This window comes from Rhodococcus sp. C3V, from assembly GCF_029269915.1.
Taxonomy (GTDB): Bacteria; Actinomycetota; Actinomycetes; order Mycobacteriales; family Mycobacteriaceae; genus Rhodococcus_F; species Rhodococcus_F qingshengii.
This window is the reverse complement of the sequence record NZ_JARJBE010000011.1, coordinates 66,656-87,407: the sequence shown is the minus strand read 5'-3', so window position 1 is coordinate 87,407 and position 20,752 is coordinate 66,656. Positions and strand designations below refer to the sequence as shown.

Annotated in this window: 20 protein-coding genes and 1 tRNA gene; 7 read left to right on the top strand and 14 right to left on the bottom strand. The window is 62.1% G+C overall.

All coding sequences use genetic code 11. The annotated features are described in order from the left end of the window. From P3G66_RS25095 to P3G66_RS25065, 7 genes are all read right to left on the bottom strand, one after another. Positions 1-987 carry a DUF1839 family protein gene (locus tag P3G66_RS25095; protein ID WP_003946304.1) on the bottom strand — a complete coding sequence of 329 codons (987 nt, stop codon included), beginning with the start codon at positions 985-987 and terminating at the stop codon, positions 1-3. Next, complete coding sequence (locus P3G66_RS25090) at positions 987-1,943, bottom strand: amino acid--[acyl-carrier-protein] ligase (RefSeq protein ID WP_276117269.1); 957 nt, start codon at positions 1,941-1,943, stop codon at positions 987-989. The genes P3G66_RS25095 and P3G66_RS25090 overlap by 1 nt, the downstream gene beginning before the upstream one ends. Beyond that, positions 1,940-3,130 (bottom strand): acyl-CoA dehydrogenase family protein, encoded by a 1,191-nt coding sequence (locus tag P3G66_RS25085; RefSeq protein WP_042920939.1) that lies wholly within the window; start codon positions 3,128-3,130, stop codon positions 1,940-1,942. Before P3G66_RS25085 ends, P3G66_RS25090 begins: the two co-directional genes overlap by 4 nt. Further along, complete coding sequence (locus P3G66_RS25080) at positions 3,127-3,369, bottom strand: acyl carrier protein (RefSeq protein WP_003946296.1); 243 nt, start codon at positions 3,367-3,369, stop codon at positions 3,127-3,129. Before P3G66_RS25080 ends, P3G66_RS25085 begins: the two co-directional genes overlap by 4 nt. Further along, positions 3,362-3,808, bottom strand: coding sequence for a holo-ACP synthase (locus P3G66_RS25075; protein ID WP_047270297.1), 447 nt, complete (start codon positions 3,806-3,808; stop codon positions 3,362-3,364). Before P3G66_RS25075 ends, P3G66_RS25080 begins: the two co-directional genes overlap by 8 nt. 285 nt (positions 3,809-4,093) lie before the next feature. Further along, positions 4,094-4,735 carry a ScbR family autoregulator-binding transcription factor gene (locus P3G66_RS25070; protein ID WP_276117268.1) on the bottom strand — a complete coding sequence of 214 codons (642 nt, stop codon included), beginning with the start codon at positions 4,733-4,735 and terminating at the stop codon, positions 4,094-4,096. Between the two features lie 189 nt (positions 4,736-4,924). Beyond that, positions 4,925-5,578, bottom strand: a complete 654-nt coding sequence (locus P3G66_RS25065) for a TetR/AcrR family transcriptional regulator (RefSeq protein WP_276117267.1) — start codon at positions 5,576-5,578, stop codon at positions 4,925-4,927. Positions 5,579-5,732: 154 nt separating this feature from the next. Here P3G66_RS25065 and P3G66_RS25060 point away from each other — a divergent pair. From P3G66_RS25060 to P3G66_RS25035, 6 genes are all read left to right on the top strand, one after another. Beyond that, positions 5,733-5,803, top strand: a tRNA-Gln gene (locus P3G66_RS25060). Positions 5,804-5,891: 88 nt separating this feature from the next. Beyond that, positions 5,892-7,343: a bifunctional UDP-N-acetylglucosamine diphosphorylase/glucosamine-1-phosphate N-acetyltransferase GlmU gene (gene glmU / locus P3G66_RS25055; RefSeq protein ID WP_003946310.1), complete on the top strand. Its 1,452-nt coding sequence runs from the start codon at positions 5,892-5,894 to the stop codon at positions 7,341-7,343. Between the two features lie 71 nt (positions 7,344-7,414). After that, positions 7,415-8,395, top strand: a complete 981-nt coding sequence (locus P3G66_RS25050; protein ID WP_003946284.1) for a ribose-phosphate diphosphokinase — start codon at positions 7,415-7,417, stop codon at positions 8,393-8,395. A 362-nt stretch (positions 8,396-8,757) separates the two neighbouring features. Beyond that, positions 8,758-9,291 (top strand): hypothetical protein, encoded by a 534-nt coding sequence (locus P3G66_RS25045; protein WP_058226039.1) that lies wholly within the window; start codon positions 8,758-8,760, stop codon positions 9,289-9,291. A gap of 79 nt (positions 9,292-9,370) precedes the next feature. After that, the gene (locus tag P3G66_RS25040; protein WP_218694759.1) at positions 9,371-10,951 is read left to right on the top strand and encodes an SLC13 family permease; all 1,581 of its coding nucleotides are present in this window, start codon (positions 9,371-9,373) and stop codon (positions 10,949-10,951) included. Beyond that, the gene (locus P3G66_RS25035) at positions 10,951-11,838 is read left to right on the top strand and encodes a cyclase family protein (RefSeq protein ID WP_276117266.1); all 888 of its coding nucleotides are present in this window, start codon (positions 10,951-10,953) and stop codon (positions 11,836-11,838) included. Before P3G66_RS25040 ends, P3G66_RS25035 begins: the two co-directional genes overlap by 1 nt. A gap of 3 nt (positions 11,839-11,841) precedes the next feature. On the opposite strand, the gene P3G66_RS25030 is transcribed toward P3G66_RS25035, so the two are convergent. Both P3G66_RS25030 and P3G66_RS25025 read right to left on the bottom strand, forming a co-directional pair. After that, positions 11,842-13,047, bottom strand: a complete 1,206-nt coding sequence (locus tag P3G66_RS25030; RefSeq protein WP_047270295.1) for a PQQ-dependent sugar dehydrogenase — start codon at positions 13,045-13,047, stop codon at positions 11,842-11,844. 108 nt (positions 13,048-13,155) lie between these two features. Continuing rightward, the gene (locus P3G66_RS25025; protein ID WP_276117265.1) at positions 13,156-14,697 is read right to left on the bottom strand and encodes an HNH endonuclease signature motif containing protein; all 1,542 of its coding nucleotides are present in this window, start codon (positions 14,695-14,697) and stop codon (positions 13,156-13,158) included. 96 nt (positions 14,698-14,793) lie between these two features. On the opposite strand from P3G66_RS25025, the gene P3G66_RS25020 reads away from it, so the two are divergent. After that, positions 14,794-15,138 carry a DUF4288 domain-containing protein gene (locus P3G66_RS25020; protein WP_276117264.1) on the top strand — a complete coding sequence of 115 codons (345 nt, stop codon included), beginning with the start codon at positions 14,794-14,796 and terminating at the stop codon, positions 15,136-15,138. Between the two features lie 12 nt (positions 15,139-15,150). On the opposite strand, the gene egtD is transcribed toward P3G66_RS25020, so the two are convergent. The 5 genes from egtD to P3G66_RS24995 form a co-directional block, all read right to left on the bottom strand. Further along, positions 15,151-16,122: an L-histidine N(alpha)-methyltransferase gene (gene egtD, locus P3G66_RS25015; protein ID WP_276117263.1), complete on the bottom strand. Its 972-nt coding sequence runs from the start codon at positions 16,120-16,122 to the stop codon at positions 15,151-15,153. Beyond that, positions 16,119-16,865: an ergothioneine biosynthesis protein EgtC gene (egtC, locus tag P3G66_RS25010; RefSeq protein WP_276117262.1), complete on the bottom strand. Its 747-nt coding sequence runs from the start codon at positions 16,863-16,865 to the stop codon at positions 16,119-16,121. Before egtC ends, egtD begins: the two co-directional genes overlap by 4 nt. A 1-nt stretch (position 16,866) precedes the next feature. Then, positions 16,867-18,174: an ergothioneine biosynthesis protein EgtB gene (egtB, locus tag P3G66_RS25005; protein ID WP_003946306.1), complete on the bottom strand. Its 1,308-nt coding sequence runs from the start codon at positions 18,172-18,174 to the stop codon at positions 16,867-16,869. Beyond that, complete coding sequence (gene egtA, locus P3G66_RS25000) at positions 18,171-19,394, bottom strand: ergothioneine biosynthesis glutamate--cysteine ligase EgtA (RefSeq protein WP_047270292.1); 1,224 nt, start codon at positions 19,392-19,394, stop codon at positions 18,171-18,173. Before egtA ends, egtB begins: the two co-directional genes overlap by 4 nt. Positions 19,395-19,472: 78 nt before the next feature. Beyond that, entirely contained in the window at positions 19,473-20,747 is a 1,275-nt protein-coding gene (locus tag P3G66_RS24995; protein ID WP_276117261.1) for an APC family permease, read from the bottom strand. Positions 20,748-20,752 lie beyond the last annotated feature (5 nt).

The following is a 20,752-nucleotide window of genomic DNA, read 5'->3' as shown; positions in this document are numbered from 1 at the left end:
TCAGACCAACCTCAGGTGTCGATGCGAGTCGACGCCGACTGTGTCGGCAACGATTTCCATCGCCCTCTTCCACGACACGGCCATCTCGTCGAGTTGCTCACGCGGGTCCACCGCGCGGCCCCTGGAGGCACGCGCCATCTGAAACTGCACGCTCTTGGCACCGGATGCCACTTTGCGGAAATCTGGCGCAGCTTCGCCTGTCCCGGAGAAACCTGCAGTGTCCAAGAACTCGCTGGCGTCGGCAGCCAGCTCCGCGCTGGCCCCGCACTGACGAAGTAGCCCGAAGGACCAGAGGTGAAACGCATCCATACCCGCCCCCTGCACCCATTCGAGGTCGTCGATCACCTTGCGTCCCAGCTCTCGCACGGGATTACCCACCGCTCGAACCGCTACATTCCGCCGAGCCACTTCGGCGATGTTTCCGGCGTTGGTCGCGTGAACCGGATTCAACCTGATCTGTTCGACATAGGGCACGAACGAAGGAAGTGAGGAACGATCGAGATCGAAGACGCCGGAGAAATCGTCGCCTCGCAGCAAGTAGTACCCGCTGTTGTGAAAGTACTCGAGCTCGCCGGCAACGCGATCGATCCGATTGGGCACGATCGTGGTCTTGGTGTGCCCCTCGTGATAACTCGTTCCAAGAGTGTCGGGAAGCCAGTATCCGTCCACTTCAACCGTCGACAGCATCCCAACCGCGAGGTTGTCCTCGACGTGGATCAGCGGTGCCCGCCAGACGTTCATCTCGGCGACTTCGATTCCGTACAGCGCGTAGATGTCCTCGGCCTTGAGCTTGAGGAACGTCCACTGAGTCCCGTCGAACCGCGATGAGAAGGCACATGCCAATGCCGGGACGGGGTCCAATCCCAGCGAATGCAACACTTCGATCCACAGATCCGTGTAGCAGTTGGTCTGCGCCCACACGCGGTCGTCCTGGTGCAACGAATGGGGCCGGTAGCGATCAGGTGAAATGTCGATGAGCCGTGACATCAGATGCCCATTCGTTCACGAACGGAGGTTGGCCATGCAGCCACGTCAAGACCATGAGTCCGCAACAAGGACAACGCGATTCGCTCCATCCCGAAGCCGACGCACGAGCTGTGTGCCACCTCCCCCTCCGCCGTTCGGATATCGAAGTTGACACCGAAATGGTCGAGATGGTTGTTCGAGGACACGATCGCCGTGCCCTCGTCGAGATCTCCGTAGAGCCGAACTGTCAGTTCCGTCTTGAGATTCTCTTCACGCTGGTTGGCTGCAAGCATCTTTCCGGCGCGCCCGAAGAAAGGATCATTGGCGATCACCGGGGTAGCGTCGAGTTCGAGCCGGCCGAGCACCTCGAGCCCCCGCTCGATCCAATGCTCGCGATGCGCTCGCGCTGCCGCGGCGTCACCGATCGTCACGAACTCGTGCATCCGAAACGCTTGCATGCGAGCCGGATCGATGGCCGGTTCGTGCCGGAAGCAAAAACCGTAGATGTCCAGCAGCACTCCGCCTTCGGGCAGAACTCCGGTGTACCGCGCATAGGCAGGATGGCACGCTGCGGACACGAGCATGGTCTCGGTCGGCTCGAGGTGGCGGTCCCACGATTGTCCCTCGGCGCGATCGGCCAGCAGTCGCGCGTGATCGCGATTGGAACCGGCGAAGGTGTTGATGGCGCCGGTGAGGTTGGGAAACGAAGCGATGTAGTCGGTGCGCTCGAAACTGCTCCGCGGGAACACCGGCGGGAACCGCAGCCGAGTCGCGGCGTCGCCTGGCCCCGCTGCAATCACCACTCGGTCGATACCGTCGACGATGTCCTCGAACACGCCGGAACGCCCGTAGAGTCCCGGCACCTCCGTCTCGACGAGAAGTCCTTCGACGAGCAGTTCACGTTGAAATGCAACCCGGGCCCGATCCAGATCGGTCTCGCCTGTCACAGTCTCGGTCGTCACAGTCTCGTTCGTCATAGCGTTCCCCGGTATCCGATAGCCATGTGCGCTGAACCTGCCATGATTCGATCGTTGTTCACCATCACCGCTGCGCCGTGCGCGTCACGAAGGTGCCGACCGAGCGAAAATTCGGTGTCCTCGCGATATCCCGAGATTCCACAGATCAACATTGTCTGCCCCACGATTTCCACCACCGCTGTGGAGGCTGTGACTTTCAGGTTGTTCATCGCGAGCGAAAATCCCACCGCTCCTGTCGCCTCGAAATCGGCAGCGCCTTCCTCCGCGTGGACTGCGCGGTCGTACCTGCGCGCAGAGGCACCGACGAGATCGGCGAATTGTTGTGCCGAAGCGGCAACTTCGGCGAGCCGCAGCGCTCCGGGGGAAGTGACCCCGGGCTGCTTGCGGGCGGCGGCACGCACGTACTTGCGCGCCTTCTCGACTGCAGCGTCGGCAATTCCCAACCACACCGAACTCCAGACGACGTGCGAGACCGGAAGCATCGTGTGGGTGGAGATATCGGAATACGGTACGCCGGCGACCATCTCCGGTGTCGAGGTGGCCCGAAGGATGTAACCGAGACTGCAAGTTCCCCTCAGCCCCAGCGTGTTCCACTCGGTGGTGCGTTCGAGCGTCAGGTCTGGGGTACGACACACCACGAGAACCTGATCGTTCGGCTGACTCTCCGGTGTTCGCCGAGCCGTCACGACTATCGCGTCGGAGTGTTCACCGTACGAAATGACAGGCGCGTTCTTGATCAACAGCAGGTGACCGCCCAAGTCTTCCACCGCGCAGTAACTCCGGCTGACGTCACCACCGATTCCCAGCTCAGTGGTTGCCGATGCCAACAGCAATTGCTTGTCGACCGTTTCTTCGACAAACTCGCGTAGCGCTTCGGTGTTGCCGTGCTTGACCAACGAGTATATCTGCGTCTGATGCATCGCGAAAATCATTCCGCTTGCTGCACAGCGTGTTCCGATCACACGGGCGATCTGCGACACTTCCTGCAGCGAGAGCCCTTCGCCGCCTAGTTCCCTCGGCACAGCTACGGACAGCAGCCGTTCGCTTCGCATGGCGTCGACAGCTTCACGCGGAAACCTTGCTTCTGCATCGACTTCGTCGGCCCACACCGCTGCAACTTCGTCGGCCAACCGTGCGGCCCGCTCGAGGGCCGTTCCGGTGGAGCACTGCGATTGCGGAGCGTTCATGCAGCACCCAACTCCGTCAACGCACCCTCGATCGCCTTGACGCTTGCGAAAGTACTCTTCCGCAACAACTCGTCAGGGAACTCGATGTCGAACGAATCCTCCAGTGCCAACATGACATTCACGCTCGCGTGCGACGTCAAACCCAACTCGTAAAGATCGGCCTCTCCGTCGATCGTGCTCACGTCGACTGCCAGCCGACCGTGCTCGACGAGCACTTTCCGAATTGCCTGATCAATCATCAGCGATGTCGTCCTTCTTTTCGATGCGAGCGCCCGAGCGTGTTGCGATCACCATTGCGATGGCCACGTCCGCTTCGTGCGAGATAGATACTTGAAAATCGTGCAGATCCTGGGTCCGCGCGAGTTCCGCGGCATTACCGGACAGCGTCACCCCACAGCCACCCCACTCGGCCCGAGTGATTTCGATGGAACTCCACGGAACGGGAACGTCACCAGGCCGCAGTACCTTCACCACAGCCTCTTTGGCGGCGAAACGTGCAGCCAATCGTTGATCCCGCGCCGGCCCGGCGCACGTCTGCAATTCGTGCGGGGTGAAGGTCCGATCGAGATACCTCCGCCCGAAGAGTTCGATACTTCGAGTGACATCCACGACGTTCACTACGTCACAGCCGATCCGCGGGCCGATGTCGAGCATCGGCGTCGGCGCAGTGTCACCCATCTGTTGACTCCCCATCTGGGGTCGTACACGCCGGGCAGCCCCCTATGCTGCCCGGTGCGCCGACGCCGTCACCCTGCCCTGACAAACCTTCATTCTCAGCAATTCTTCAGCTACCGATAGAACATACCGCAATCCGAAGATTGACGGCAAGATCGGACTTCCAGATTCCCATCAACACTATAAACATACTCTTAGTTTGTTTCGAATGCAGAACAAAGAGAACAATGTCCCTACCAGGACATTTGCAGCAAATTGACCAAGGAGCAGTGCGGAGAGCCAGTGATTTCAGTGATCACTGGCAAGGCGACGGGCCGCGAATTGCCTGAAGTACTCCACTTTCGATTCCGGGACCACGATCGGAAGTATCAGGTTCCACGATGCCTTCATAGAGTCCGAAAGCTCACGAACGGTCCCGGTCGCGGCTGCCATCAGCCGAACTCCCGACGCAACTTCCAACAGGAAACGAGCAATGTCAGCAGAATCCGCGTCCGAACGCAGATCACCTTCGTCGGCGGCACGGCTGGCAAGTTCACGGTAAATGTCGAGCCACACGTCCAGAGTCGCCGGCCCGGAGCCCCGATAGTCCCCGACCTCGACCAACAAGCGGAACGTCGCTCTAACCATGGCGTCATGCGCACCGATGTCGACGATGACCGACGAAATACCGATCAGTGACTCGAGCGCGGGAGTTCGACGGTCCAACCAGAGCTCACATTTTGCGTCGAAACGTGCCGAACCCTCGTCGATCACTGCCCGCGCGAGTTCTTCCTTGGACCCGAAATGGAAGTACAGGGCGCCTTTGGTCACCTGCGACTCGGCGATGATCTCGCTCAAGCTGGCATTGGCATAGCCCAGGCGCAAGAACACACCCGCTGCTCCGCGCAGCACCGAATCACGGGTGGCTTCTGCCCGCTCTTGCCTCACCATCGATCCGGCCTCCAATCACCACACATCGAACGAATTCTTGGTCTTACCCGTTCACAGCGTCAAAATGGATGGCACGGTTCGGCATTCAACCCACCCTGCAAACAAATGAGACATTTGCCCATCAAACGATCGTGATACAGCGAACACAGCTTAGACCGCGATCCATCTCTGCGCGGCAGGCGCGCCTGGTTAACCCTCCAATTGTGGATCGGCTTCCAGATTCGTCAGCCCATTCCAACACAAATTCACGAGGTGAGCGGCGACAACTTCCTTCGACGGAGTCCGTTCGTCGAGCCACCAAGTAGCCGTAGTGGACACCATGCCGACAAGCGCCTGTGCGTACATCGTTGCTAGTCCGGGGTCGAAACCGCGTCTGGAGAAGTCCCCCGCCAACAGGTAGCCCACCTGACTGATCGCGTCGTTGAGGAGGCTCGAATATGTCCCACTGGGCGCGACAACGGACGAATCGCGCACGAGTATCCGAAATCCGTCGGTGTGCTCTTCCACGTAGGTGAGCAAAGCCAACGCAACCCGCTCGACTCGAACTCTCGAGCGATTTTGTGAGAGCGAAGACGTGATCATCTCGAGGAGTCGCGACATCTCCCGGTCCACTACGACGGCGTACAGCCCCTCCTTGCCGCCGAAGTGCTCGTACACGACAGGCTTGGACACGTTCGCGCGCTGGGCGATCTCCTCGATCGAGGTCGCTTCGTATCCCCGTTCGGCGAACAATGCCCGCCCGATCTCGATCAGCTGTTGCCGACGTTGGGTACCGGTCATCCGGATCCGTGTCACTCGTTCGGGAACTGGATCCACGCCACCCGAACCGGACACCGTCGCCATTGTCTTCCTCTCGCCGACACACAAATCACTGCTGTGGACGCTCAGCCTATCGGGACTTCGGGGGCCCGATCGGAGGAGCGGTTCGACCTACGGCGGGTCGGCATGCGATTATTCTTTCGCGCGTTCGGCCGCAAGGCTCGGCAATGCGTGGCAATCCGCCGTGGTGTAATGGCAGCACCTCTGATTTTGGTTCAGATAGTTCAGGTTCGAGTCCTGGCGGCGGAGCTGGTGAACAACATGCTTTCCCGAGCGGAATGTATGTCTTGATCGACAGTTTGATCGACAGTTTGATCGACAGAGGGAGCTCAAACCAGTGCAGACCGCCGTGATCGTTCTCGCAGCGGGTGCCGGTACACGAATGAAGTCGAAGACTCCCAAGGTCCTCCACACTCTCGCCGGACGCAGCATGCTGGCACATTCGCTTCACGCGGCAACCTCACTGAATCCCACGCACCTGGTGACCGTCGTCGGTCACGATCGTGAGCGTGTCACCGAAGCCGTGAACGCAGTCGCCGGGGAACTGGACCGTTCCGTCACCGTCGCTGTTCAGGACGAGCAGAAGGGCACCGGGCACGCTGTCAGTTGTGGGCTCGAGGGGTTGCCGGCCGACTTCTCCGGGACCGTACTCGTCACAGCCGCCGACGTGCCTCTGCTCGACGGCAAGACCATCGCAGACCTCCTCGCCCAGCACACGGCTGCTCCCGCGGCCGCGGTGACGGTGTTGACGTCGACGGCCGTCGACCCCACCGGCTACGGGCGAATCCTTCGTACGACGGACGGCGAGGTGAACGCCATAGTCGAGGAGAAGGAAGCCACCGATTCGCAGCGCTCGATCACCGAAGTCAATTCAGGGGTCTACGCCTTCGACTTCGAAACTCTGCGCGACGCGCTGGCGTCCCTCGACTCCAACAACGCACAACACGAGTTCTATCTCACCGATGTGATCATGATCGCCCGTCGCGCGGGCAAGCGTGTTCGTGCTCAGCACATCGCGGATTCGGTTCTCGTCGCGGGGGCCAACGATCGCGTGCAGCTCTCGACGCTCGCCCGCGAGATGAACCGTCGGATCCTCGAGAAGTGGATGCGTGCCGGCGTCACCGTCGTCGATCCTGCGAGCACATGGATAGATTGCGACGTGCACATCGCACAGGACGTGACGCTCCTGCCCGGAGTTCAGTTGACCGGCACGACCTCGGTGGGCGAAGACGCCGTGATCGGCCCGGATACCACGTTGGACAACGTGAGAGTCGGTGAGCGCGCAGTCGTCGTCCGCTCGCACGGGACCGACTCCGTTGTCGGCGCGGACGCGACTGTCGGCCCCTTCGCCTATCTCCGGCCTGGTACCCGCCTCGGGGCACACGGCAAGATCGGCGCTTACGTGGAAACCAAGAACGCGGATATCGGCGAGCATTCGAAGATTCCGCATCTTACCTACGTCGGCGACGCCACCATCGGCCATCACAGCAATATCGGAGCTTCGAGCGTCTTCGTCAATTACGACGGGGTGAACAAGAGCCGTACTGTGGTGGGGTCGCATGTCCGAACAGGCTCCGACACCATGTTCGTCGCCCCTCTCGTCGTGGGAGACGGCGCATACACGGGTGCGGGCACGGTCTTGAAGAACGACGTACCGCCTGGGGCGCTCGCCGTCTCGGGTGGGGTGCAGCGCAACATCGAGGGCTGGGTCCAGAAGAATCGTCCCGGCACACCCGCGGCCGATGCCGCTGCAGCAGCTGCACAACCTGACGGCCCTGCAACAACCTGACAGCCCTGCACAACAGACAGCACAGATCACCACCAGATCGACCGGCAAGTACAAAAGGACGGCATGAACCAGTGACTGCGAATTGGATCGACAACCAGAAGAACCTGATGTTGTTCTCGGGTCGCGCACATCCCGAGTTGGCGGAGCAGGTGGCGAAGGAACTCGACATCCGCGTCACCCCGCAGACCGCGCGCGACTTCGCGAACGGTGAGATCTTCGTTCGATTCGAAGAGTCGGTTCGCGGCTCCGATGCGTTCGTCCTGCAGAGTCATCCGGCACCGCTGAACACGTGGGTGATGGAGCAGCTCATCATGATCGACGCTCTCAAGCGTGGATCGGCAAAGCGCATCACTGCCGTTCTTCCGTTCTACCCGTACGCCCGCCAGGACAAGAAGCATCGCGGACGCGAGCCGATCTCCGCTCGCTTGATTGCCGACCTGCTCAAGACCGCCGGCGCCGATCGCATCATCACGGTCGACCTGCATACCGATCAGATCCAGGGCTTTTTCGACGGCCCCGTCGATCACATGCACGCACACAGCCAGTTGGCCAACCACATTCGCGCGGGCTACAACCTCGAGAACATCACGGTGGTGTCCCCCGACTCGGGCCGCGTTCGTGTCGCCGAGAAGTGGGCCGACTCGCTCGGGGGAGCACCGCTGGCGTTCATTCACAAGACGCGCGATCCGTTGGTACCCAACCAGGTCAAGTCCAACCGCGTCGTCGGTGAGGTCGAAGGTCGCACCTGCATCCTGATCGACGACATGATCGACACCGGCGGAACCATCGCCGGCGCGGTCAAGGTGCTCAAGGAGGCCGGTGCAGGTGACGTCGTCATCGCTGCAACCCACGGCGTCCTCTCCGACCCTGCGGCCGAGCGTCTGTCGACGTGTGGCGCGAAGGAAGTTGTTGTCACCAACACACTTCCGATCGACGAGTCGAAGAAGTTCCCGACGCTGACGGTGCTGTCCATCGCACCGCTGCTCGCTCGCACCATCAAGGAAGTTTTCGAGAACGGTTCTGTGACTTCGCTGTTCAACGGCAGCGCCTAGTCTCACGCCGCACTACGGGCGCGTACCTGTGACTTCACGGTCACCGGTACGCGCCCGTCGTCGTCTTCGTGAAGGTCTCAGAAACAGACCACCCGGTCATCATGAAACCACCTGTGGGACACACGAATACCACCGAATGCGACGATTGACATGATCTTGATCACGCTCCCGTCGAGAAACCCAGGTCGATGTTGGGGCGGTGTTCACCGCGCCGCAATCTTCGCCTAGTGTGGCTCGTCGTGATCGACGCGCAAACCCTGGAATCCCGGCCCGAATCTCATTCCCTGAATTCATCAGTTCCGACGATCCGGCGGTGGCGCCCAGGATCTTGTGTCTGGTGCGGAGACGACAACTCCGTGGACATGTTCCGCAACGAACCCCGCTGCGGAAAATGCCGTGAAAACGAAGGCATCATCGACGACGCCAAGCGCTTCCTCGGCATGTACGGTCTGCGCCCGCTCGGCGGCACGCTGCAGTCCGACGACGACGAAGAGCGCGAGTACCGCGTCAACGCACGCGAGGCCCGCCGAGTCCTGAACGAGATCCGTATGGACGTCCTTCCTGATGCGGCCGCTGTTCGCAAGGCAATTCGGCCCCGCGCCGCAACGGTTGTCGCCGACACGTCACCCGCACGCGCTTCCCGCCCCGCCAGCACGGGCACAGCGACGCGTGTTGCCGCTCCGGTCAAGACCGACACCGTGGACATCGACACGCTCCAGACGCGCGTCCTAGGGCTTCTCGATCAGCTCGGTTCGATCGACGAGCAGATCAAGGTCGCCGAACTCGCACAAGGGTTGCCGGCTCGCGCACGACTGAGCGATCTGAACAAGCAGAAGGCCACGGTTCTTCGCACGCTGGCCGCTCTCGAGAAGGCCCGCATCGCCGCCTCCAACTAATTCTCCTCGCGTCCGTCCCACGGCCCCGTCTCACTTGCGAGACGGGGCCGTTCTGTATGAGCAGGTACCTTTACGAATCGTGAATGACATCACCATCACTTTCGTCGTGCTTGCACTGGTCGTGGCGCTGTTCGTGATCGGCCGAATCCCGGTCGGCATCATCGCGATCGGCACTGCCCTGGCGCTGTACGCCACCGGTGTGATCACGATGGAGCAGGCGCTCGCCGGATTCGGCGATCCCACGGTGGTGTTCATCGCCGCGCTTTTTGTCGTCAGCGAAGCCCTCGACGCCACCGGTGTCACCACGTGGGCGGGCGAGAAACTGCTGGCGAAAGTCGGCGAATCCCGAGTCCGTCTCGTGAGTGCGATCATGTTGCTGGTTGCCGCGTTGACCGCATTGATCAGCGTCAACGGGGCCGTGGCCGCGTTGGTACCGATGGTGGTCGTCTTGGCGGTTCGTCTCGGTAAATCGACGTCACAACTGCTTCTGCCGTTGGCATTTGCCGCCCATGCCGGATCGATGCTCACCTTGACCGGAACACCGGTCAACATCATCGTTTCCGAAGCCGCCGAGGAATCCGGGGCCGGTGCTTTCGGGTTCTTCAGTTTCACCTTGGTCGGTGCGCCGCTCGTATTGGGAACGATTGCGATCGCCGTACTTCTCGGTCCTCACGTCCTCCCCCATCGTGCGGGGACGTCGATGTCGCCTGACCTGAGCCGGCATGCCAAGACCCTCGCGAAGCAGTATCAGCTCATGGGAAAGGATGCGCCGTCCGCAGAGCCCTTGATCACCAAGCACGACGGCGTGGTCGAAGTGATCATCCCGCCGCGCTCGGAAATGATCGGCGACAGGGCTTTTCCGGGCATGGTGACCGACAGTGGAGATCTGGTGATACTCGCAGTCCAGCGCGCCGGTGAGGACTGCGGCCCCAAGGGCGTCAAGTTGGCGGCCGGTGACACGCTTCTCCTGCAAGGAAGCTGGGACGATCTCGACACCCACACCTCCGTCGATCCGAACGTCCTCGTGGTCGACGCACCTGCCCAGATCCGTAAGCAGGCAGCCCCGTTGGGAACCCGCGCGGTCATCGCTCTCGTCGTCGTTGCGGCGATGGTAGTGATGCTGACGTTCGGATTGGTGCCGTCCGCGATAGCCGGACTCCTCGCGGCATGTGCGATGGTGCTGCTACGAGTCATCAGCGTCGAGCAGGCGCATCGGTCCATCTCGTGGACCACGTTGATTCTCGTCGGCGGAATGATCCCGCTGTCGACCGCAATCCAGCAGACCGGCGCGGCCGAAAAGCTCGCGCATGCGTTTGTCGACGTCGTCGGTGGGGCAAGCCCGTATGTCGTCGTCGCTGGACTCTTCGTCGTGACGGCGACTCTGGGCCAGCTGATCAGCAACACTGCAACCGCGTTGATCATCACGCCGATCGCGATCTCGGTCGCCATCGAACTCGACATCTCGGTGCTGCCCCTTCTGATGACGGTCACCGTCGCTGCCGCGGCCTCCTTCCTGACGCCTGTAGCCACTCCCGCGAACATGATGGTGATGGGCCCTGGTGGTTACAAGTTCGGCGACTACTGGAAGCTCGGACTCCCGATGTTGTTGTGGTTCCTGATAGTTGCAACGGTGTTGATCCCAGTGATCTGGAGTTTCTGATGTGCTCACCGAAGGTCTTGTCGGAGGTCTACGAATCGATCGGACGCGAGGGCAGGAAGATCAGCCGTCGATCGATGTTCGCGGCGCTGGGCACCGGTGCCCTCGGCGCGACCGTCATGGCCGGCGCTGTACAGCCCGCTGCGTCGGCAACGCCATCGGGTCGGACCATTGTCGATCTGACACACGTACTGACGCCGGAGTTCCCGGTGTGGCCGGGCGCGCGCTCGTTCGAGATGAGGAACCTGGCGAAGATCGCCGACGCCGGCGGGTCTCTGGGCTCGCTCGGCTCCGCCGGGTCAGGTGGAAAGTTCTACCTCAACGAACTCCGCCTCGAGGAACACACGGGTACTCACATCGACGCGCCCGCACACGCCAGTGCGGACGGGATCACCGTCGAGAAGATTCCGGTTGCCGACCTCGTCGTACCGATTGCGGTCGTCGACATCAGCGCCCGCGCCGCCGCCGACCCTGACACATTGCTCACCCACCAGGACATCCTCGATTGGGAAGCCGTCCATGGGACGATCGCTCCCCGCAGCCTGGTCGCGATGAACTCGGGTTGGGATAACCGGGCCGGTGCCGGTGGCGCCTTCACGAATCGAGATCCACTCGGCGTGCAACACACACCGGGATTCAACCCCGAGGCGATCGACTTTCTCGTCCGCGAGCGCAACATCGTCGCCGTGGGCTCGGACACCCTCAGCATCGACGCGGGCCGAAGCACCACCCACGGGGCTCACCGAAGCGCTTTGGGCTCAGGAAAGTACGCAGTCGAAGCCCTCGCAAATCTGTCCGCACTTCCGGCCGTCGGCGCCACGGTGATGGTGGGAGCGCCGACGCATGCGGGTGGTTCCGGTGGTCCGTGCCGGGTCATCGCCTGGTACTGAAGATCAGGGCGTGGGCGTCACCCGCAGCACCTTGTCGCCGGCGCCGTTGTCGGTGGTCACCAGGAGCGAGCCGTCGGGCGTCGGGGTCACCGACCGCAAGCGACCGAACTGGTTCTCCAACCCGAAGGTCTGCGCGTCGACCGAGCGTCCATCGGCACTCAGGCGGAGGAAGATCAGTTCCTTGCTCTTGAGGCCACCCATTACGAGCGCACCGTCCCAGGCACCCCATGCAGCTCCACCGGTGAAGGCAGCGCTGGCGGTAGCCAACGTCGAGCTACCCGAACGCCACACCGCCGCAATTGCTCCCGGCACTCGCACGGGATCGGTCATCGGCACGGATTCGTCGTACGTTCCGGGAAGCCGATCCGGGCGGTAGCCGTAATTTCCGCCGGGGGTAAGCAGGTTGACTTCGTCGTCGACGCTTGTGCCCTGTTCAACCGAGTACACCCGGCCGGTTCCGGGTTGCACGGCCAAGCCTTGGACGTTGCGGTGCCCGAGCGTGTAGACCGGGCTGGAAGCATTCGGATTCCCCGCCGCCGGAGTTCCGTCGGCGTTGATGTGCAAGACCTTGCCGCCCAGCGAATTCGGATCCTGCGGGACGCTCGGCGTCGCGGTGTCACCCGTCCCGACGAACAGCGTTCCGTCCTGCGCCGCAAGAATTCGGCAACCCCCGTGACGCCCGGACGAGACCGGGATTCCTGGCAATACAGTTCCGGTTCGCGTGAGTGCGGTCCATCCGGCGTCGACGGTCCACGCGATCACTCGAACGTCCGTGACTCCCCCAGCACTGAATCCTTGGCAGGTGTACAGGGTGCGCGACTGAGCGAAGTCGCGAGCAAGCGCGATGCCCATGAGCCCGGTTTCGGACTGCGCGTAGAGATCCGAAAGGTCAGCAGCGACTGGACCTGTCGTGTTGTCGCCTCGGCGAACGAAGAATCCGCCGGATCGTTGTCCGGTCAGGATTGCACCGTCCGGGGCCGCCACCACGTCCCAGGGGTGGTCGAGTCCGTCGACCAGTGTGGTGACCGACAACTGCGGGAGGGTGTCCTCGATGGGTATGTCCGGGTCGTCGCTCCCCAACGATCCGGTGCTTCCGTTGCCGAAACTGCCGGGGTCGAAGGGGAATGGTTGAGCCACGCTCTGCGTTACCGGCATCACCAGTACTGCAGTCAGGGCCACGGTCAATGCGGCGAGCTTCGGATGACGCACGCGTTCTCCTCGGGTCGGAAACCGTTCTGCGCCTCACTATAAACAGACAAACACCATTTTTCGGGCCCTCTCGCTATACCCGCAGGCCACAGGAGAAACGAAACCCCTTCAGAAGTCGGCAAACTCCGGCAAAGCGTTCGCCAGTGGGGATGCGTTACGTCTTGATGCAGATCGTGCCTTCCGCCAGCCGGGCACACTCCAGTCCAGGAGGTATTCGAGATCCGCTTCCACTCCCCTGTCCCGAAGTCCGAAACGTCGTTCCAGCGCATCGTCGTCCGTCAAATGCAGTCTCGCCGCGTCGGGCAACCTCAGTTCGGGGTCACAGAATGGGCCTACGGGCGCGGTAACCGTTCGTCGTCCTGACGGATCTTTCCACTCCAGAAGACCACCTCCGATTTGCTTCACTGTCCACCTGCCAAACGTCTTCAGTCGGTGATGTTTTCGACACAGACAGGCCAAGTTCCGTTCTGCAGTGGGCCCTCCCTGAGCGGGGTTGCCGTGATCGAACGGCACCGTGTGATCGATATCGCAACTATCAGAACGCACAACACAATTCGGAAAGCGGCACGTACCGTCTCGCGTCCTAACAATCGTCGCCAACGCCGCGGACGGCTGGTACGTGGATTCACCGCGCCGCGAACCACTGTTCCTTCTCGAGCGATTATCCCTTGCCGCAGCGGGCAATATCTCCGGTGAGCGCATCGACCGACCCACGCCGAGCACCGGTCCGACTGCCCCCGCAGTCGAACAATGTTGCACCTCGGACGGTGCAAGGGTGAGGACTCTCTGCCACGTGGCGTCCGCGGCGATCGCGCGCGCAAGGTCGGCATCGATGTGGCCGTACCCCTGCAAATAGCCTGGCAGGTCGTCGAATCCGAGCAGGGTGGAAGCGTTGACACCCACAAGAATTGTCGCAATCGGGAGCGCGGAGGTCTTCGTATCATCCCTACGGGTGCAATCGCCGTCGCACTGACAATCCAACGACGTCTTTCCTTCCGCCAATGCGATCAGTGCATCGGCACGCCGTTGCCCGAAAGTTCTCGGATCGGAACCACAGACCTGCATCGACATCGCACGGAGCCTGGTGGCCAAAGTCTGAGCGCCGACCGCTGGAAGCATTCCGTCCAGAGTCGACATACCGTCGTGCGACGCGCACGTCCGAACGTCCCGATCCGCCTCCGCACGAACTCGCCTGGCACGCACCCCATCAGGGTCGTGCCGAGCAATGAGACCTCGTGCGCGCGCCTTCAACTTGTTACCGGTTACACGGCAGGCACCGTCCACGAGGAGTCGCTCGATGTCATCGAGCGCGTGCTCGGAGACGTTGGCGAGAGCTTCGGACAGTGCCATCGCTTTGGCCAGATCGATGTCACCGCAAGCAAAAGCGGCCGCCACCCGCGGAAGTCGCCAGCGCAGGTCACATCCCAGTGCAATCATTTTCTGCGCGGCGTACTCCGTAATGCTCAGTATCGACGCGATCTCCACGTGCGCGAATTGACCCCGAAAAGCCTCATTGACTCCAACCGCGGCATCCTCCTCACAACGGTCCAAGTACAGCGCAGTGACCGCGTCGATCTCGAGGAAGTGGGCGCGCGCGATTTCCACATGCTGCCGAAACAGCGCGTCCGCGGAAGTCTTCGATTCGAACATATGAGCGATTCTACGGGCGCCCACCGACAAGTTTTTGCGAAATCCCGGGGTATTCACCGATACCTTTTGCGCTCCGATGTCACTACGTTCAATCGCATGACTCAGCATCCGACACGAGATCAACCGTACTTCGGCATAGCGATATTCGAGTTGGGGAAGAATGACGGGGTCGGGTGCTTCTACCGAGAGGACTGTTATCTCATCTGGGCTGGCGACCCCGCTGAGGCGCAGTCAAAATTCGAGCGCAAGGCCGGCGAGCGGGAGTATCCGCTCGGCGCGAGCGATGACCAGTCCTATGTAAAACTCGCGCATCTCGTGGATCTTGCGCCGGTGTCGGACGCTGTCCATACTGGCACCGCAGATCTCTACTCTCGACACTTCTCAAATATTGCCGCCTACAGAACTTTTGAGACACTTCTAGGAGGAGACAGCATCCTCTGACAAGCGCCCACTTCACGCCCGCTGCGCGCACAACAGCGCGAAGCGCTGATCCTGATCTGTCCACACCTTCCGTACCCCGAAGCCCGCGGACGCGAGTTCCGCGGCAATCCCCTCCTCGGTGAACTTCGCCGAGATCTCGGTGCGCAGCTGCTCGCCCGCTGCGAAGGTGATCTCCAGATCCAGGTCGTCGATATGCACCGAGACTTCACGAAGTGCTTCCAGGCGCATCTCGATCCACTCGTTCTCGGCATCCCAGAGCGCGACGTGACGGAAGTCCTCCAAGGGAAAGTTCGCTCCCAGTTGCTTGTTCAGGACCGAGAGAACATTGAGATTGAACTGAGCAGTCACACCGGCAGCGTCGTCGTAGGCGGGCACGAGGACTGCGGGATCGATCACCAATCCCACGCCCAGGATCAGGTTCTCACCGGGATCGAGCACCGCTGCAATGCCCGAGAGGAACTCGGCGCGTTCTGCCGGAACGAGATTGCCGAGAGTTCCACCGAGAAAAGCGACTGCGCGCCGTCCGCCCCCGGGTAGATGATGCAGCGAACCGGTGAAGTCACTGACCACCCCGACCACGTCGATTCCGGGAAACTCGGCACCGACTTGCTGCGCCGCACCTTCGAGGGCCGTCACCGAAACATCCTGTGGTACATACGTTCGCAGAGTTCCGAGAGCCGTCATCGCGTCGAGGAGTAACCGCGTCTTCTCAGAGGAACCTGAACCCAGTTCGATCAGGATCTCGGGTTCGGTCAACGCCGCGATCTCGTCGGCGTACCGAGCGAGCAGGCCGCGTTCGGTACGGGTGGGGTAATACTCGGGTAAGGCCGTGATCTCCTCGAAGAGTTCACTTCCACGCGCGTCGTAGAACCATTTGGGCGAGAGCCACTTCGGCGTAGCGGTCAAGCCCTCCCTGGCCTCGGCTCGCAATGCGTCGACCGATTCGGCCGGTGTCAGATAAACCTCGAGCGTAGGGGTTTTCATTGTTCTCCCATCGGTATCGGGGTGATGATCAAATGGCCGGGACGCGCGCAGACGATGTGCCGGTCCGGCACCTGCTCCCAGTCCGGCGAACGATCGAACGGTTCGGAAACGATCAGGGCCCGCGACTCGTCGACCCGCGTGTACAACGTGTGGCCCCACGCCGTGGCCCACAGTTCCTGCCCGTCGCCGAACAGGAGGTTCAATCGTGAATCCGGTGCCGCCGCAGCCACATCGTGAACGAGGCTCGTCACGGCGGCTTCCGCGGGCTTCGACTTCAACCGATGCCGAAGCACTGTCCACAACAAGGCAGTATCCGTCGGCGCGGGCATCTTCAGCAATTCGACGGCCGGAACTTCTGCTGCCAAGTCGGCGAGTGAGCCAGGCCAACCGGATACCGCTCCGTTGTGGCTGAAAGCGTAGGTTCCGTCGACGAACGGTGCGCAGGCACCGATCTCGACGGCCATCCCCTCCGTCGCGGAACGTACGGCGGCGAGAACGGATCCGGAAACGATGTGGGACAACGTCTCGTCGACTGTCGGGTCCGACCAGATCGGCGAGATACTGCGGTACCGTCCCTGCCTTCCACCGTTCCACCACACCGCGCCGAATCCGTCGGCATTGACGGTCCCGCCGCCACGCATCTCGCGAGGTGCCCACGACTGTCGCATCAGTGAGTTCTCGCCGTCGTGGAGGAGTTCACGAACCGAACGCGGCGGCCCGAGATACCCGAGGTGCCGACACATGTCAGGATCTACCCGAAATCGTTCTGGCGCAGCGAAAACCCGAGAAGATTTGGCGCCTGATCGGGTGGTCCCAGTTGCGGAACGTCCCCCGGCAGGCAACGCTGTCGGTCCCGAACGATCCCCCTCGCAACACTTTGTAGTCGCCGCCGAAGAACACCTCCGAATACTCCCGATACGGGAAGGCCCGGAAACCCGGATACGGATGGAAACCCGAAGACGTCCACTCCCACACGTCACCGATCAACTGCTCGACACCCGCTGCCGACGCACCCGCCGGGTACGAGCCGACGCCGGCGGGACCGAGATGGCGCTGACCGAGATTGGCATGATTCTCGTCTGCGGACACGTCCCCCCACGGGAATCGTCGCGATCTTCCGGATTCCGGATCCCACCGCGCGGCCTTTTCCCATTCCGCCTCGGTGGGAAGCCGTTTGCCTGCCCAACTCGCGTAGGCCTCGGCTTCGTAGAAGCTCACATGCACGACGGGCTTGTCCGGTGGGACCGGCGCCTCGACGCCGAAAGTCTCGTGCCACCAACCCGAACTGTCGCGTTCCCAGAACAGCGGTGCACGGAGTTTCGCGTCGACGCGATGCCGCCAACCGTCTCGAGACCACAGTTCCGGTCGGGAATAGCCGCCGTCCTCGATGAATTCGACGAACTGCCCATTGGTGACCGGGAATCTGTCGATCGCGAAGTCGGTGAGATAGACCTGATGCGCCGTGCGCTCGTTGTCGAGTGCCCACGGTTCGTCGTCGGTCCCCATGACGAAGGGGCCGGCGGGAATCGTGACCTCGTCGAGTTCCGGCATGCGGGCCGCTTGCGGAGCGGGTGTCGCAACGAGTGCCGTGGGTCCCGAACGCAATTGGTGTGTTGCGAGCATGGTTTCGGCGTGTTGCTGCTCGTGCTGCGCGATCATCCCGAAGGCAAAACCGTCCATGTCGAGTTCTGTGCGTCCGAAGGTGCTGGCTTCGAGCACATCCCAGACCTTCCCGCGAACCGTACGTACGTATTCGCGCGCCTCGGCCGGGTTGAGCAGGGGAAGTGTGGGTCTCGACGATCTCGAATGCTTGAACGCGTCGTACAGCTCGTCTATGTCGCTACGCACCGGATCGCGGCCACCGACATCTCGCACCAGCCAGAGTTCCTCTTGATTGCCGATATGCGCCAGGTCCCACACGAGCGGACTCATCAACGGGGAATGCTGAGCGACCAATTCGGTATCGTCGACGCAGTCGGTGAGCAGAGTCGACCGTTCACGCGCTCGCAGAAGTACGGCCTCGACCGCTTCCTTGGTGATCTCCCCCGTCATGTGTCGCTCTCACCGGGCACAATTGCGCGACAACACCGTTCGGCTGCGGCATCGAGAAGACGGACGAACTGCGGCTCCGGCGCGTACGACGCGGCAAGCGACATCAGAGAGGTTGCCGCCGAACGCAGTTCGACGTCGTCCAAACCGTACTCTGCCGCATCCCGCCATCTCCCGGCCGTCGACGCTGCGGCATCACTCGCCTCACGCATCACGGCAGGCCCGGACAGCAACGCGTCGATCGCTGCTACCGGTACTCGCCACAGATCTTCCGGCTGCGCATCGATGTAGCGAACCTCCAGATGGCCGACAGCGCGAACCGGCGGGAACAGCGTGGACAGGTGATAGTCCAAGTCCGCCCAGACGGGTCGGCGTCCGATCTCGGCATCGAAAGTGCCGTCTATCCAGTCCCCGAAAGTGGCACCCCGCGGAGCCGTCCAATCGTCGCCCTCGTTTCGCACACACATCAGCGGAACATCGAGCGCCCAGCCGGCGTAGTCCTGCACTTCCGGGACTGCGACCGTTCGCCAGGAATCGAGTTCGAGCCACGTCCGCATGCGTTGGGACGCCCAATCCCCTCTCGGAACCCCTTGCAAGCGTGGAGAACACGCAAACGCAGCGATGAGCGCCGGCCCCATGTCCCCGAGGAGCCGCCAACGCTGGGCAATGGACTCCGGGCTGCCGCCGGCATCGACACTGACCTGCACTGCTGCTGTATTGCACATCATCAAGGTGCCGTACGGTCCTATCCCGGCGAAGCGGGATTCCATTGCGCAATAACGTGGCAACCGGAGAATCCGGGAAGGTGGGCGGGCGACGTCGGCCGCGGCAGAACTAATTTCGATGGAGTACGACGCGAGGAGTGTTTCGAGAGTACGACGGTCTTCGTCGAGACAGTCACACAGTTCTCGGGCGGACGTCCGCGGCGCTGACGAGAGTTCGATCTGTCCGCCAGGTTCTACGGTGACGAGGCTGCCACGAGGAAGCGGAACCGCTGGTGAATCCGGGTCGATACTGGTGGGTGCGTGTCGCCCGAGTGCCTTTGCCAGAGTCGCTGCTGACGGCCGCTCCCCACCGGGAACCTGGCTGGTCAGCCATTCGAGCTCAGCTCCGACCAAACGGGGTGGCCCCTGTTTGAAGCACACACCACCGACGTAGGCCTCGGCCGCAGGACGTGAATCCACCTGCGTGGTCTGTGCTGCTGTCAACGCTGCTGTCACCATTCGACTTCCCCTTCGGGCGGTCTTCGCGGTCGCTACCGACGATAGAACGCCAACGTCCGAGATGCACCCTTTGTGGTGTTACGTGTCGTTGAATTTCTTCAGTCGTATCCACCGGTACCCACAACCGGCCAGAACCACACCTGCCCCGGAAACAACCGCGATCCACGGAAGTGTGACCACCAGAACGACACAACCAGCCGCGCCGACCGCTTGCAGCCACTTCGGATACATCCGGTCCACACCGCGTTGGCTGTACGCACTCACGTTCGCGACGAAGTAGTAGAGCAGCACTCCGAACGACGAAAAGCCGATCACCCCACGAAGATCGGTTGTCGAGACCAAGGCGATCACAACGGCACCGACCACAAGTTCCGCATGGTGAGGGACCCCGAACCGTGGATGGACTGCAGCGAGGGCCACTGGCAGATCGCGCTCGCGGGCCATCGCCATCGCCGTACGACTCACGCCGGCGATCAGAGCCAGCAGCGCCCCCGCCGACGCCGCCGTGGCACCGATCACCACTACGGGAACGGCCCAACTCCAACCGACTGCGCCCACCGCATCTGCCAGTGGTCGCGCCGAATTCGCCAGCCGATCAGGTCCCAGCGTCACCAACAGCACCACCGCTACCAGCGCATAGAGGATGACGGCGACGGTGAGTGCGATCAGGATCGCCCGCGGAATCGTTCGACGCGGATCACGCACTTCCTCCCCCAGCGTCGCGATCCTGGCGTACCCGGCGAAGGCAAAGAACAGCAGTCCCGCCGATTGCAGAATTCCGTACCACGACCCGAACGCGAGATCCGGGAGCTCGCGCACCGCACCAGGACCGACGACGGCAACCAGCAGCGCTACGCACAGTGCTGTCGCCGACACGGCGACGATCACCCTGGCCATGTGCGCCGTCCGCGTCACTCCGCGGTAGTTGACTGCAACCAGCGCCGCCACCACCAATACCGCGGCGGGAACACGCCAGGCGGTAGGCGCAACATACGTCGCGAAAGTCAGGGCCATTGCCGCGCAACTCGCGGTCTTCCCGATCACGAACGACCAGCCGGCGGCAAACCCCCACCAGGGTCCGAGCTGCTCACGTCCGTAGACGTAGGTCCCACCTGACGTGGGGTATCTGGCCGCAAGCTGCGCCGACGACGTCGCGTTGCAGAATGCGATGAACGCTGCAATCGCCAGGCCCACAAGCAACCCGGTACCGGCTACTGCGGCAGCGGGCGCGAACACCACGAAGACTCCGGCGCCGATCATCGCGCCGAGGCCGATCACTACGGCATCGGACGTGCCCAGTCTTCGCTCCATCGGGACAGCTTCGTTCACAGGTAGTTTGAACCACACCGACATGAACG